Here is a 14,891-nt window from a genome sequence, read left to right as displayed (position 1 = left end):
CGGCGTCTTTGCGTATGCGGTTCACGTTCTGTGGACAGTGATGGCGCTTACGCGGCGGCGCTGGAGCTGCTGCCGTGGACGGCAGGCTGATTGGATGGCGCGGTGTGGCGGGTGACCCAGAAGCCGATGCCGCCCACCAGGCATGCGGCAAGCATGACCAGCGGTACCGGCAGCATGTTGGAGCCGTTCAGCCACAGGCTGGCAATCGCACCGTAGAGTCCGCCGCCCAGGAAGAGCGCGGTGCCCGAGATGGCGTTGGCGACCCCGTGGCCGCGGGTGAACAGCGACTGGTAGTCCGCCATCACGTTGGGGGTGATCATGGCGCCTGCGCCAAGTACCACCAGCATGCCGGGAATCAGGGTGGCGGCGCTGATCGTGCCAGTGAGGCCCAGTCCCAGCAGCCAGGTGATGCCGGTCAGCTGGACGCTCAATGCCAGCTTGACCAGCGTGCGCGTGCGTAGGTGCTTGAGGCCGAGGTGATTGAGACGGTTGCCGACGAACATCGCGACCACATTGGCGCCGAAGGCCAGCGCGAACTGCGGTGGTGTCATCCCGAGTAGCCCTTGATACAGGTAGCTGGCATTGGTGATGAAGGTGAACATGATGCCGGGCCCGCACAGGATCAGCATCAGGTGCCCCGGGACTCCCCGGGTGGTGAGGACGTCGCCATAGCTGCGCAGCACGTTGCGTGGTCTGAAGGGCGTGCGCTCGCTGGCGGGGTGGGTCTCCGGCAGCCAGCGATGGATGATCAGACCGACTATCAGCCCGTAGACTCCCAGCGTGAAAAAGATCGTTGTCCAGTGGCTCAGCGAGATCACCAGGGCGCCCAGGGACGGCGCTATCAGTGGCGCCGTCATCAGTACCATGGTCACGTTGGTCATCAGGCGCGCGGCGTCCTTGCCGGTCGCGACGTCTCTCACCACGGTGCGCGAGACACCGCCGGTCATGCCGGTGGCGATGCCCTGAAGCACTCGCCAGACCAGCAGCCAGTGGAAGTCTCGTGTCAGTGCGCAACCGAGTCCGGCGACGAGAAACAGCACGAAACCAGTCAGGGCGACGGGGCGGCGTCCGAGACTGTCGGACAGCGGGCCACCGCCCAGCTGACCCATCGCGTAGCCGAAGAAGAACATGGTGATGGTCAGGCCGATGCGATGCTCGTCCACACCGAAGTCGCCTGCCATGGAAGGCATGGCGGGTAGATAGGCGTCGGTCGCCAGAGGCGCGAGCGCCACCATCAGTGCCAGCATCAGCGTGAAGCGTACGGGGTGGTGGTGCAGGACAGTCGTCGGGGAAGAGGCTTGGGTCATGAGGGCCATTTGCGGGTAGTGGGCAGTGCAGGAAAAGGTGGTCCGGCGATCCGGCGATCCGGCGATCCGGCGGCCCGGCGATCCGGGCAGGCACAGGATAGCGTGTGTCTCCGGCATTGGCCGCCCCGTGGCGTGCAACACCGCATTGCAATGGACGTGAACGCGAAGGGCCCGCCAGATGGCGGGCCCTTCGCGCATGACGCTGCAACGTTACCCAGCAGGCGCTGGATCAGGTACGCGTGGTGCGCGAGGCCTGCCAGCAGCGTGCCGAGGTGATCTGGTTGTCCTTGACCTGCTGGATCTCGATGCGGGTCGTGCCGATGGCCAGACTGGCTGGCGCATCCGGGAAGGATTCCAGGTGCTCGAGGATCAGACCATTGAGCGTCTTGGGGCCATCGGTCGGCAGCTGCCAGCCGATGGCCTTGTTGATCTCGCGGATGTTGGCGGTACCCTCGATCACGTAGCTGCCGTTGTCCTGGGGATGGATTTCCTGATGGGTGCCGGCCACGTCGGTGGTGAACTCGCCGACGATCTCCTCGAGGATATCCTCCAGTGTCGCCAGCCCCTGCACATCGCCATACTCGTCGACCACGATGCCGATGCGGCGCTTCTGCTTCTGGAAATTGAGCAGCTGGGTATGCAGCGGGGTGGATTCCGGAATGAAGTAGGGCTCGCGGGCCTCCTGGATGATGGAGGCCTTGGTGACCTCGTCCAGTGACAGGAAACGGGCCGCATTTCGCAGGTGCAGGATGCCGATGATGTTGTTGATGTCACCCTTGTAGATCGGCACTCGCGTGTGCTGACTGGCGCGGATATGACTGAGAATGATGTCGAGATCATCATCGAGGTCGATACCGAAGATTTCCTGACGCGGCACCATGATGTCATCGACGGTGACGTTCTCGAGGTCGAGGATCGACAGCAGCATGCCCTGGTGACGGCGCGGGATCATGCTGCCAGCCTCGTGGACCACGGTGCGCAGCTCGTCACGGGTCAGGCTGTCGGCCCCGCCGCTGACATCGCGAACGCCGAACAGGCGCAGCAGGCCATTGGAAATGCCATTGACCAGCCAGACCAGCGGATAGAGCAGCTTGAGCATGGGTTCGAGAATCACCGACGCCGGATAGGCGATACGCTCGGGATTCACGGCGGCCATGGTCTTGGGCGTCACTTCGGCGAAGATCAGCACCACGATGGTGAGGACGGCAGTGGAGATGGCAGGGCCGGAGACATCACCGAAGTAATGGATGGCAATGATGGTGGCCAGAGACGCTGCCAGATTGTTGACGAAGTTGTTGCCGATCAGGATGACGCCGATCAGACGGTCCGGGCGAGATAGCAGGCGGGTGACGCGCTTGGCGCCGCGCTCACCGCTCTTCTCGCGGTGGCTCAGGCGATAGCGGTTGATCGACATCATGCCGGTCTCGGAGCTCGAGAAGAAGGCAGACAGGAAGATCAGGATGACCAGCAGGCCGAACAGCAGCCCCAGCGGGGTGTCGTCGCTCAAGAGTGAAGGGTCCTCGGTGGCGGATTTACGCGCATGATACTGCTGCCGTGACGGCAATGCACCAGCTGCTGCGGGTGCTGCCCGTCACGACAGCGACGCTCAGTGGGAAAACACGACCTGCAGGGCGAACTTGGTGCCGAAGAAGGCCAGCGCTAGCACCAGGCAGCCGCCCAGCGTCCAGCGCGCCGCGCGCTGTCCGCGCCAGCCCAGGACATGATGGCCGAACAGCAGCACGGCGAAGATCACCCAGGCGCCGAAGCTCAGGACCGTCTTGTGCGCGAGGTGCTGGGCGAACAGGTTGTCGAGGTAGATCATGCCGCTGAGAATCGACACGCTGAGCAGGATCATTCCGGCCCAGATCAGCTCGAACAGTGCGCGCTCCATGCTGGTCAGCGCGGGCAGTACCTGGACGATGCCGCGGGTGTGACGCTTCTTCAGCGCATGTTGCTGCAATGACAGTAGACCGGCCTGCATGGCCGAGATGCTGAAGAAGGCCAGTGCCGCCACCGAGGTGAGGATGTGGGCGATGAGCCCCGCGGAAAGTGGATTCTCGGTATTGGCGCTGGGAAGATTCATCACGCCAAGGACGCAGATGGCCGCCACGGGGAAGAGGGCGGCACCGCCGGCAATCACCGGCTTGAACATGCTGGCCAGGATCAGCAGCAGGCTGATGGCCCAGCTGACCAGCGAGGCGCTCTCGAACAGTCCGAGGTGCAGCTCGCCGCCATGGCTGATGGTGAGCCAGACGATCACGGCATGGCAGGCGACGGCTACCAGTGCCAGGCCGCGTACCAGACGTGGTCTGGACGGTACCCGGCGGATGAGCGTCAGGCCCTGCCACAGGCCGGCGCCGAGATAGAAGATGATGGCCAGAAAGGCAAAGGGCAGAGCCTGCATGTGCTGTTGTCCAGGTGCCGAGGATGTACGAGGAGGCAGGTCCTGTACGAGACGCTGCCTATATGATGTGACTATACCGAATGCACTCATGTGATTGCATCCACGCCACGCGCTTTGAGGAGGCTGGCGGAGCCGTGTCGGGGAGAGAATTCCCGGCGAGAGAGGATTTGGTCGGCGCTTGAGTGTCCCCATCATGGAGACAGACCCGCCCTGTGCGTATAATGCGCCACAGGATGAACCATTCACGCGCTGGGGCGTCATGCCGTGACCCCCGGAATCGAGGACAGCACTGTTCTCGAGCCGCTGCGAGCGGCCCCCAGACGTCCCTAGCCGGAGAGGCCCATGTTTCAAAGTTTGAGTGATCGCCTGTCGCAGACGCTGAAGTCGATTACCGGCCAGGCCAAGCTGACGGAAGACAACATCAAGGACACGCTGCGTGAAGTGCGCCGTGCGTTGCTTGAGGCGGATGTCGCACTGCCGGTGGTCAAGGCCTTCATCGACCGCGTGCGCGAACGTGCCGTCGGTCAGGAAGTGTCCAAGAGCCTGTCGCCGGGTCAGCAGTTCGTCAAGATCGTCCAGCAGGAGCTGGAAGCGATCATGGGCGAAGCCAATGAAGGTCTGGTGCTCAAGGGCAGCCCGGCCGTCATTCTGATGGCGGGCCTGCAGGGTGCGGGCAAGACGACCACCGTCGCCAAGCTGGCGCGTTATCTGCGTGAGCGCGAGAAGAAGAAGGTGCTGGTGGTCTCGGCGGACGTCTATCGTCCGGCCGCCATCGACCAGCTGGAAACGCTGGCCAGGGAAGTCGAGGTGGATTTCTTCCCCTCCGACTCCTCCCAGCAGCCTGTCGCCATCGCTGAAGCGGCGATGAAGCACGCGCGTATCCAGTTCCACGACGTGGTGCTGGTGGATACCGCCGGCCGTCTGCATGTCGATGCCGACATGATGGACGAGATCGCGGCGCTGCATCGCAGCGTCAATCCTGATGAGACGCTGTTCGTCGTCGATGCGATGACCGGTCAGGATGCCGCCAATACCGCCAAGGCCTTCCATGAAGCCCTGCCGCTGACCGGTGTCGTGCTGACCAAGGCCGATGGTGATGCGCGTGGTGGTGCGGCGCTGTCCGTTCGCCACATCACCGGCAAGCCGATCAAGTTCATGGGGATGGGGGAGAAGGTCGATGCCCTCGAGCCCTTCCACCCGGACCGCATCGCCTCGCGCATCCTCGGCATGGGCGACATGCTGTCGCTGATCGAGGAAGCCGAGCGCAGCGTCGACAAGACCAAGGCCGAGCAGCTGGCCAAGAAGGTCCAGAAAGGCTCGGGCTTCGATCTCGAGGACTTCCGCGATCAGCTTCAGCAGCTCAAGAACATGGGTGGCATGGGCAGCCTGATGTCCAAGCTGCCGGGCATGGGGCAGCTGGCGGAAGTCGCTCAGAGCCAGGCCAGCGAGAAGGAGCTGGGCAAGCTCGAGGCGATGATCAACTCCATGACACCCAAGGAGCGTCGCAACCCGGATCTCATCAATGGCTCGCGCAAGCGTCGCATCTGCATGGGCTCCGGTACCCAGGTGCCGGACCTCAATCGTCTGCTCAAGCAGCACAAGCAGATGGCCAAGATGATGAAGAAGGCCGGCAAGAAAGGTGGCATGCAGAAGATGATGCGTGGCATGTCCGGCATGATGGGCGGCGGCGGTCCCGGTGGCATGGGTGGCCCCGGCGGCATGGGCGGTCCCGGCGGGATGGGAGGCATGGGTGGCCCGGGCGGCGGACGCTTCCCGCGTCGCTGAGTCTCCGGCAAGGCACTGAGGTTCTCGCCGACAGGATTTCGTGGCGTCAGAGTCACGAATCGCGCCCCGTGACACGGCTCGTGTCGCGGGGCGCGCGTATGGCCATGGAAAAAGGTTTCCAAGGCTTGGCATTTTCCGTAGAATGTCGCCTCTTCGTGTGGACCCTCCATGCGAAGCCGAGTTCTGTGGCACGATTTTCACTTCAACACGAAGGACAGATTACGCAATGGTTACCATTCGTCTGGCACGTGGTGGCGCCAAGAAGCGTCCCTTCTACCACCTGGCTGTAGCTGATTCCCGCACAGCCCGTGATGGCCGCTTCATCGAGCGCGTCGGCTTCTTCAACCCGGTCGCTCGCGGCCAGGAAGAGCGTCTGCGCATCGATCTCGAGCGCATCGCTCACTGGCAGCAGCAGGGCGCACAGGTCTCTGACCGTGTCGCTCAGCTGATCAAGGAAGCTGGCAAGCAGCAGGCTTGATTTCCAGGATGCCTACTCACTCGAACAACCCGCAGCCGACCGCACACACCTCGCATGGCGATGATGTGGTGGTCATGGGGAAGCTTACCAGCCCCTATGGCGTGAAAGGCTGGCTCAAGGTGTACTCCTACACCAGCCCGATCGATGGCATCTTCGACTACGCCGGCTGGATCCTGAAGCTTGACGGGAAGCAGATTCCCGCGCGACTTGCCCAGGCACGTCGTCATGGCAAGGGTCTGGTGGCGCAGCTGGAAGGTGTCGACGATCGCGAAGCGGCGCAGGCGCTGGCCGGGGCGGAGATTCTCCTGCCCAAGCAGCAACTGCCGCAGCTCGAGGTGGGTGAGTACTACTGGCATCAACTGGAAGGTCTCGAGGTGGTGACGCTGGATGGCCAGCGCCTCGGACAAGTGAACACCCTGATGGAAACCGGTGCCAACGACGTTCTGGTGATCAAGCCGAACGACGACAGCATCGATGAGAAGGAACGGCTCGTGCCGTACCTGCCCGATCAGGTGGTTCGCGATGTGGATCTCGTCAATGGACGCATGAGCGTCGATTGGGATCCCGAATTCTGATGAAAAGCACAGAGAGCTGACGCCTGTGTGGATTGGTGTAGTAAGTCTGTTTCCGGAAATGTTCACGGCGATCACCGCCAGTGGCGTGACCGGCCGAGCGGTCGACAAGGGCCTGCTCGAGGTCGATTTCTGGAACCCGCGTGACTACGCCACCGACAGGCACCGTACGGTCGATGATCGTCCCTACGGCGGTGGTCCCGGCATGTTGATGAAGGTCGAGACCCTGCGAGGCGCCATTCGTGACGCCCGTGCCGCTGGCGGTGACGACGCCCGCGTGATCTATCTCTCCCCGCAAGGCCGCAAGCTGGATCAGGCCGGTGCCCGCGAACTGGCGACGAATGAGCGCCTGATCGTGGTGGCCGGACGCTACGAAGGCATTGACGAACGCGTGGTGGAAGAGGAGATCGACGAGGAATGGTCGATCGGCGATTACGTCCTGTCTGGCGGTGAGCTGCCAGCCATGGTCCTGATCGATACGGTAGCGCGCCTGGTGCCGGGCGTACTCGGGCATGAAGCCAGTGCGGAGGAGGATTCCTTCACCGACGGCCTGCTCGATTGTCCGCACTACACTCGCCCCGAAGTCATCGACGGCAAGCGAGTGCCGGAAGTGCTGCTCAGTGGCAATCATGCCCTGATCAAGCGCTGGCGGTTGCAACAGTCTCTGGGACGTACCTGGCTCAGGCGTCCGGATCTGCTGGAGAGCCGCACGTTGACTCGTGAGGAGCGCAAGCTGCTCGACGAGTTCATCGCGCAGCACGCCCGGAAAGGCAAGGCCTGACCTTCGCGGACCTCGCGTTCGCTGTCAGGAGAAGGCCGCCACCGTGGCGGAGGTGCGGCACGGCCCGGAGTCATCTTGCGGGAGCCCCGTGGCGCGTCACACACAAGGTCGATCCCCGTGTTCAAGGCCGTTTGCGGTGCCGGGGTCATGACGAACATCAGCCTCAGGGTTGATGCTAACGAATTTGGAGCTAGCGATGAGCAGCAAGAACAAACTGATCCAGGCGATCGAAAACGAGCAGATGGCCAAGGAAATCCCGGCCTTTGCACCGGGCGACACCATCGTCGTCCAGGTCAAGGTCGTCGAAGGTACCCGCGAGCGTCTGCAGGCCTTCGAAGGCGTGGTGATCGGCAAGCGTAACCGCGGTCTGAACTCCGCCTTCACCGTCCGCAAGATCTCCCACGGTGTGGGCGTCGAGCGTACTTTCCAGACTTACAGCCCGCAGGTTGCTGCCATCGACGTCAAGCGTCGTGGTGACGTCCGTCAGGCCAAGCTGTACTACCTCCGTGAGCGTAGCGGCAAGTCTGCACGCATCAAGGAAAAGCTGGGCTAAGCGCTCCGCATTCCCTGACTGCAGAACTCGGCAGTACGGCGGAGGAGCGAATTGCCACTTGCTCCTCCGCCACACAAAGACCCCGCCATGCCTCGCATGGCGGGGTCTTTGTGTCTGTGGATGAGGGAAAGTTGCCGCAGTGACCGTCGGATTCATTTCAACGTCAGGGCGTCACGGTAGAATTCGGCAGTCGTCGCGCCGGAAGGTGTCGGTTGCGCGCATCGGGAAGGAGGAAGCAGGCATGAAGGATGACGAGACGCTGGTCGCGGCATTTCTCGATACGTTGTGGCTGGAGCGCGGCGCCAGTGACAACACGCTTGGTGCCTATCGAAGTGACCTCGAGAGCTGGCAGCGGTGGTTGCTGGAGCAGCAGGAGTCCGGAGGCGAAGCCACGCCATTGCTGGAGGCGACCCCTGTGCAGGTGCAGGCATTCTGTGACTCACGACGTGAATCGCATGCGCTGCGCTCCACCGCGCGACTGTTGTCTGCGTTGCGGCGGTTCTATCGCTGGGCGCTGGCCGAGGGCATGATCGAGGCGGATCCCGTGCATGAGGTGCGCCTTCCCCGCGTAATCCCCAGCCTGCCTGGCACGCTCGACGAGGAGGAAGTCGAGCGCCTGCTGGAGGCGCCGGATCTCGAGACGGCCATCGGCCTGCGCGACCGGACCATGCTGGAGGTGCTCTATGGCGCGGGATTGCGCATCAGTGAACTGGTCGGTCTGCGGGTCGATGCGCTCAATCTGCGCCAGGGTGTGGTCAGAGTGATCGGCAAGGGCGATCGCGAGCGCCTGGTGCCGTTGGGCGAGGAGGCCTGTGACTGGCTGTCACGCTGGCTGTCGGCTGGCCGACCTGCGATGATGGCCGACCAGACGCGCCCGGCGCTGTTTCCCGGTCGGCATGACAAGGCCATGACGCGGCAGACCTTCTGGCACCGCATCCGGCGCCACGCCGTCACGGCCGGTATCGACAAGCCCCTGTCACCGCATACCCTGCGCCACGCCTTTGCGACGCACCTGCTCAATCATGGTGCCAACCTGCGTGTCGTGCAGCTGTTGCTGGGTCATCGTGATCTATCCACGACCCAGATCTATACCCATGTGGCTCAGGCGCGTCTGGAACGCCTGCACGCCGAACATCATCCGCGTGGTTGATACCAGGCACTTCGCCCCGCGGACGCCAAGGAGAGTCTGATGAGCAAGTTCACCCGCCGCCCGCAGCGCCTGCCACAGGCGTTGCGTCTGTTGAGCGCTGCTACCCTGCTGAGCGTGATGGCACCGCTCGCCCAGGCTGACGCGCTGGATGACCTGCGTGACAAGCTGGTAGTCAATGGCCAGCCGTTGCCGGTGGAGTCGCTGGCTTCCAGTCCGATCGAGGGTCTCTTCGAGGTGAAGCTCACCAGCGGCGAGACCTTCTTCACCGATGCGACGGGCAAGCACCTGATCGTCGGGGAAATGTACCGCAACGACGGTGACAAGGGGCTGGTGAATCTCAGCGAGCAGAAGGCCAATGGCGAGCGCCAGAAGCTGCTGGCCGAGGTCAGTGAGGACGACATGGTCATCTTCCGCCCGGCGGGTGAGGTCAAGGCGGTGATCAGCGTCTTCACTGACACCACCTGCCCCTATTGCCGCAAGCTGCATGAGGAAGTGCCGGAGCTCAATGCGCGTGGTGTCGAAGTGCGTTATCTGGCCTTCCCGCGTGGCGGTCTGCGCTCGCAGGGCGCACGCGAACTGGCTCAGGTATGGTGTGCCGAGAATCGCACCGAGGCGATGAACCAGATCAAGAATCAGAGGCAGGCGCCCAAGCAGGAAGCCAGCTGTGATGCCCCGGTGGAAAGCCAGTATCAGCTCGGTACGCGCATGGGCGTGCAGGGCACACCGGCCATCGTGATGCCGGATGGCAAGATGGTGCCGGGCTATCTGCCGGTGGATCGCCTGACCACCATGTTGGGGCTGGATGGCTGATGGCGTGACGCCTCAGAGTGGCTGCGCGTTGACAGGGCGTCCTGCCTTGCTACCGTGGTCACGAAAGACACAGACGCGAGCCGTCTGGATAATAGACCGACGACAGGTCGGCAAGGCCATGGCGCTCCGGCGCGGCCTCCAAGGCTGGATACCGTAACAAGAGAGGAAAGCGACGTTGAAACCGGTGAAAGTAGGAATCTGTGGTCTGGGTACCGTAGGCGGCGGCACGTTCAACGTGCTGGTACGCAATGCCGATGAGATTGCGCGTCGTGCTGGACGCCCGATTATCGTCGAACAGGTTGGCGCTCGTCGTGACAACCCTGACTGCGATATCACCGGCGTCAGCCGCACGCATGACATCTTCGAGGTCGCGCGCAACCCCGAGATCGATGTGCTGGTCGAACTGATCGGTGGCTATGACGTGGCCTATGAGTTGGTGATGGAAGCGATCGCCAACGGCAAGCATGTCGTGACCGCCAACAAGGCGCTGATCGCCGTGCACGGCAACGAGATCTTCCGCGCCGCGGCCGAGAAAGGGGTGATGGTGGCCTTCGAGGCAGCGGTCGCCGGTGGCATCCCGGTCATCAAGTCCCTGCGGGAAGGCCTGGGCGCCAACCGTATCCAGTGGCTGGCCGGCATCATCAACGGCACCGGCAACTTCATTCTCAGCGCGATGCGCGATGAAGGCCGCAGTTTCGATGACGTGCTGGCCGAGGCGCAGGCGCTGGGCTATGCCGAAGCGGACCCGACCTTCGACGTTGAAGGCATCGATGCTGCCCACAAGCTGACCATCCTGGCCTCCATTGCCTTCGGCGTGCCGCTGCAGTTCGACAAGGCCTACACCGAAGGCATCTCGCGCATCACGGCTGATGACATCGAGCAGGCCGACAACCTGGGCTATATCATCAAGCATCTGGGGATCACCCGCGCCACGGCCAAGGGCCTTGAGCTGCGTGTGCATCCGACGCTGATTCCCAAGGAGCGCCTGCTGGCCAACGTGCATGGCGTCAAGAATGCCATCGAGGTGATGGGCGATGCAGTGGGCCCCACCCTCTACTATGGTGCCGGCGCCGGTGCCGAGCCGACGGCCTCTGCCGTCGTGGCGGATCTGCTCGATGTGGCGCGCGATATCGCCACCGACCACCGCTACCGCGTGCCGTATCTGGCCTTCGCCGAGATCAATCAGCACGGTGACACCCTGCCGATCCTGCCGATGGAAGAGATCGAGACGGCCTGCTACCTGCGTCTGCATGCGGTGGATCGTCCGGGCGTGCTGGCGCGTGTCGCGTCGATTCTCTCCGAACAGGGCATCTCCATCGAGGCGATCATCCAGAAGGAGGCCACCGAAGGCGAGCTGGTGCCGATCATTCTGCTCACGCACCGCGCGCGCGAACTGCACATGAACGAAGCGATTCGCCAGCTGGAAGCGCTGGTGGATGTCGCCGGTTCCGTGGTGCGCATTCGCGTCGAGGATCTCGACGACAACGCCTGATCGCGGGCAAACGGTACCGGGTCATCGAGGTTGATGGCTCGGTACCGCTGGGCAGCCGGCGCAGGCCGGAAGAGCAAGAATCATAACGGTGGCGAACGCCACGGGAAGACACGACATGCGTTATATCTCCACGCGCGGCCAGGCGCCGGCGCTCGGTTTTGAAGATGTGGTCCTCACGGGGCTTGCCAGCGATGGTGGCCTGTATGTGCCGGAAACCCTGCCGCAGTTCAGCGCCGAAGAACTGACGGCGATGGCCGGTGAGTCCTATGCGGAAATCGCCTTCCGTGTCATGAAGCCCTTCGTCGATGGTGCCATCGATGACGAGACCTTCCGTGAACTCGTGCGCGAGACCTACGCGACCTTTAGTCACGATGCGGTCGTGCCGCTCAATCAGCTCGACAGCAACCATTACCTGCTGGAGCTGTTCCACGGCCCGACGCTGGCCTTCAAGGATGTCGCGCTGCAGCTGCTGGGTCGCCTGCTCGATCACTTCCTTGCCAAGCGCGGCGAGCGTGCGGTGATCATGGGCGCGACCTCCGGTGATACCGGTTCTGCCGCCATCGAGGGCTGCCGTGCCTGCGATCACGTGGATATCTTCATCCTGCATCCGCACAACCGCGTCTCCGAAGTACAGCGCCGCCAGATGACCTCCGTGTTGGCGCCCAATGTCTTTAACGTCGCCATCGAAGGCAACTTCGACGATGCCCAGGCGATGGTGAAGGCCAGCTTCGCCGATCAGGATTTCCTGGATGGCACGCGTCTGGTCGCGGTCAACTCGATCAACTGGGCGCGCATCATGGCCCAGACCGTCTACTACGTGGCCGCCGGTGTGGCGCTGGGCGCTCCGGCGCGTCAGGTCAGCTTCACGGTGCCGTCGGCCAACTTCGGCAACATCTTTGCCGGCTATCTGGCCTCGCGCATGGGGCTGCCGGTACGTCAGCTGGTGATCGCCACCAACGCCAACGACATCCTGCATCGCACCATCTCCTCCAACGACTTCTCGCGTCAGGAGCTGAAGGCGACGCTGGCACCGTCAATGGATATCGTGGTGTCCTCCAACTTCGAGCGTCTGCTGTTCGAAGCCTATGGCCGTGATGGTCAGGCGATCCGTGAACTGCTCGAGCACTTCTCGCGCGAACCGGCGGCGCTGGCAGATGCCCCGCTGGCCAGGCTGCGGGAGCTGTTCTCCAGCCACAGTGTCGACGACGAGACGATTCTCGAGGTCATCCGTGAAGCGCATCAGCGCACCGGCGAGATCCTCGATCCGCATACGGCGACAGGCTATCGCGCGGCAGAAGTCTGCCGGACGGATACCGCGACGCCGATGATCACGCTGGCGACGGCGCATCCGGCCAAGTTCGCCGAAGCGGTGGCGCGTGCTGGTTTCGCGGGGGTCGATCTGCCGCCACATCTGCATGACCTGCTGGAGCGCGAAGAGCGCTACAGCGTGCTGCCGGCCGAACTGGCCGCCGTGCAGGACTTCGTGCGCGAGAATCGCCGCGGGTGATCGCATCAACGACGGCTCAGGCCCCCGGGGCTGAGTCGTCGTCCTTCTTTCATGGCCGTCATTTTCGCAGTCCGCTGTCGAAATGACGGCCATGTCGTTTGTCAGGAGTTCTTCATGTCTGTCACTCCCTCCTTGTCACCCTCCTTGGCACAAGGCACCGCATCGCGCCCTGATGAGCGTACGCTGGCGGCCAGCATCGCGCGGGTCATCCAGCCTCGCGTCAGAGATGAGCGCCTCTACCAGCAGGGGATCGCGACGGGGCTCAGCGAACTGCAGGCACGAGTACTGGCAGGGCGGTTGACGCTGGAGAGCTGCAAGGCGCCGCTGGAGGCGCTGGTCACGCCGGCGCTCCGGCACATCGAGCATCCCGAGCGGCTGGCGGATGGCCGGCGGGCGGCAGAGCGCATCGCGCGTGCTGTCGCCGTGGGTGAGCACATCGGCATCCTCACGGACTATGACGTGGACGGCATCACCTCGCATGTGGTGATGCTGCGCACGCTGACGGAGCTGTTCGATGTGCCCTACGACCGGGTGCACAGTCTGATCGGTCATCGCATCCACGATGGTTACGGCATCAGTCTGCCGCTGGTCGAGCGCATCATGACACTGTCGCCGCGCCCGAGCCTGATCGTCACCGCGGATTGTGGTTCCAGTGATGAGGCGCGCCTGGCGCTGCTCAAGGAAGCGGGGATAGAGGTCGTGGTGACGGATCACCATGCGCTGCCTCAGGAAGGGCCGCCGGCTTCCGCCTACGCGACCGTCAATCCGACACGTGACGATTGTGCCTATCCGGATGCGACCATCGCCGGTTGCATGGTGGCCTGGTTGACCATGTCATTGACGCGCAATGTGCTGATCGAGCAAGGCAGATTGCCGGGGGATGCACCCAAGTTGTCGCCATGGCTGTCATATGTGGCGCTGGGGACGGTGGCGGACTGTGTGTCACTGGGGGGCAGTGCGATCAATCGTGCGGTGGTCAATCTGGGTCTGACGTTGATCAATCGCATGCAGGAGCCCTGCTGGCGAGCCATGGCAGAGCGGCTCGGGGCCGATAGCGTGCCCTTCGATGCCGAGACGCTGGCCTTCCAGATGGGGCCGCGCATCAATGCCCGCTCACGACTGGATGATCCTTACGCCGCACTGCATTTCATGCTGGCGCGTGAAGATGAGGCTGCTCAGCGCGCGCTGGAGGTGCTCGATCAGGACAATCAGTCGCGCAAGGCGATCGAGGCCGAGATGGTGGAGTCGGCGCGCGCCTTGGCGCTCGCCTCGTTGCGGGAAGGGCATCAGGTGATCGTGGTGCATCTGGAAGATGGTCACCCGGGAGTGCAGGGCATCGTCGCTTCACGTCTCGTGCAGCAGTTCGGGCGTCCGACCGTCGTGCTGACACCAGCCGCGGTGCCCGGCATGTTGACCGGGTCCGGTCGCTCCATCGAAGGATTGCATCTTCGGGATGCGTTGCAGCGAGCGCATGACCTGGCACCGCAGTGTCTGCCGCGTTTCGGTGGGCACAGAGGTGCGGCAGGGGTGGGCTTGCCCCTGGCGGAGAAGGATACCTTCACTCGTGCTCTGCAACAGGCGGCCGCGGAGCAATTGGGTGAAAGGGCGCTCAACCCCTTGATTCTCAGTGATGGTGAACTGGCAGAAGGGCAGTTGAGCCTGGAGACCCTGGATGAACTCGAGCGTCTGGCACCTTTCGGGCGTGAGTTCGAGGCACCGCTGTTCGAGGGCAGTTTCCTGGTCGAGAGTCTGCGACCGGTAGGTGCCGATGGCACACATCTGTCGCTTGAGCTCTCGCTCGGGCGTACACGCCTCAAGGCGATCTGGTTCCGGGCGCTGTCGCCGGGGGAATCGCCGGCATTCGGCGTGGGGGCCGCTCTGAAGTGTGCTTACAAGCTGTCGCGCAATCGCTGGCGGGGGAGAGAATCGCTGCAGCTGATGCTGGAGCATGCCGTACCAGCATGAGCGTGTTTGAATGAATTGCGGTATCTGGCCAGAAAGCCCTTGTGCTCAGCCCGGATCGTGCGTAAAGTACGCATCCGCTGCCGGGGA

The 14,891-nt window shown here is 63.3% G+C and carries 13 protein-coding genes; 10 read left to right on the top strand and 3 right to left on the bottom strand.

Going from position 1 to position 14,891, the window contains the following annotated elements; genetic code table 11:
* Positions 1-47: 47 nt before the first annotated feature.
* From QD228_RS16520 to ccsA, 3 genes are all read right to left on the bottom strand, one after another.
* Positions 48-1,307 (bottom strand): multidrug effflux MFS transporter, encoded by a 1,260-nt coding sequence (locus tag QD228_RS16520; RefSeq protein ID WP_279876092.1) that lies wholly within the window; start codon positions 1,305-1,307, stop codon positions 48-50.
* A 229-nt stretch (positions 1,308-1,536) separates the two neighbouring features.
* Complete coding sequence (locus tag QD228_RS16515; protein ID WP_077373614.1) at positions 1,537-2,814, bottom strand: HlyC/CorC family transporter; 1,278 nt, start codon at positions 2,812-2,814, stop codon at positions 1,537-1,539.
* Positions 2,815-2,913: 99 nt separating this feature from the next.
* Entirely contained in the window at positions 2,914-3,711 is a 798-nt protein-coding gene (gene ccsA, locus QD228_RS16510) for a cytochrome c biogenesis protein CcsA (RefSeq protein ID WP_077373617.1), read from the bottom strand.
* 342 nt (positions 3,712-4,053) lie between these two features.
* Here ccsA and ffh point away from each other — a divergent pair, with 342 nt between their 5' ends.
* The 10 genes from ffh to QD228_RS16460 all read left to right on the top strand — a co-directional run bounded on the left by ffh (position 4,054) and on the right by QD228_RS16460 (position 14,804).
* Positions 4,054-5,496, top strand: a complete 1,443-nt coding sequence (gene ffh, locus QD228_RS16505) for a signal recognition particle protein (protein ID WP_077373620.1) — start codon at positions 4,054-4,056, stop codon at positions 5,494-5,496.
* 226 nt (positions 5,497-5,722) lie between these two features.
* Positions 5,723-5,974 (top strand): 30S ribosomal protein S16, encoded by a 252-nt coding sequence (gene rpsP / locus QD228_RS16500; protein ID WP_065392604.1) that lies wholly within the window; start codon positions 5,723-5,725, stop codon positions 5,972-5,974.
* A gap of 8 nt (positions 5,975-5,982) precedes the next feature.
* Positions 5,983-6,549, top strand: a complete 567-nt coding sequence (rimM, locus tag QD228_RS16495; RefSeq protein WP_065392605.1) for a ribosome maturation factor RimM — start codon at positions 5,983-5,985, stop codon at positions 6,547-6,549.
* 25 nt (positions 6,550-6,574) lie between these two features.
* Positions 6,575-7,327 carry a tRNA (guanosine(37)-N1)-methyltransferase TrmD gene (gene trmD / locus QD228_RS16490; protein ID WP_065392606.1) on the top strand — a complete coding sequence of 251 codons (753 nt, stop codon included), beginning with the start codon at positions 6,575-6,577 and terminating at the stop codon, positions 7,325-7,327.
* 196 nt (positions 7,328-7,523) lie between these two features.
* Positions 7,524-7,880, top strand: a complete 357-nt coding sequence (gene rplS, locus QD228_RS16485; protein WP_043336437.1) for a 50S ribosomal protein L19 — start codon at positions 7,524-7,526, stop codon at positions 7,878-7,880.
* Positions 7,881-8,121: 241 nt separating this feature from the next.
* Positions 8,122-9,030 (top strand): site-specific tyrosine recombinase XerD, encoded by a 909-nt coding sequence (gene xerD, locus QD228_RS16480; RefSeq protein ID WP_077373623.1) that lies wholly within the window; start codon positions 8,122-8,124, stop codon positions 9,028-9,030.
* A gap of 39 nt (positions 9,031-9,069) precedes the next feature.
* On the top strand, positions 9,070-9,840 hold the full coding sequence (locus QD228_RS16475) for a DsbC family protein (RefSeq protein ID WP_077373626.1): 771 nt from the start codon (positions 9,070-9,072) through the stop codon (positions 9,838-9,840).
* A 175-nt stretch (positions 9,841-10,015) separates the two neighbouring features.
* A complete protein-coding gene (locus tag QD228_RS16470) occupies positions 10,016-11,332 on the top strand; it encodes a homoserine dehydrogenase (protein ID WP_077373629.1) in 1,317 nt (438 codons plus the stop codon).
* A gap of 115 nt (positions 11,333-11,447) precedes the next feature.
* Positions 11,448-12,839 carry a threonine synthase gene (gene thrC, locus QD228_RS16465; protein WP_084207791.1) on the top strand — a complete coding sequence of 464 codons (1,392 nt, stop codon included), beginning with the start codon at positions 11,448-11,450 and terminating at the stop codon, positions 12,837-12,839.
* A 114-nt stretch (positions 12,840-12,953) separates the two neighbouring features.
* Positions 12,954-14,804 (top strand): DHHA1 domain-containing protein, encoded by a 1,851-nt coding sequence (locus QD228_RS16460; protein WP_279876091.1) that lies wholly within the window; start codon positions 12,954-12,956, stop codon positions 14,802-14,804.
* The last annotated feature ends 87 nt before the right edge of the window (positions 14,805-14,891 follow it).

Origin of the sequence: Cobetia sp. 3AK, from assembly GCF_029846335.1 — a bacterium.
Lineage (GTDB): Bacteria > Pseudomonadota > Gammaproteobacteria > Pseudomonadales > Halomonadaceae > Cobetia > Cobetia marina.
This window is presented reverse-complemented; position numbering and strand designations above follow the sequence as displayed.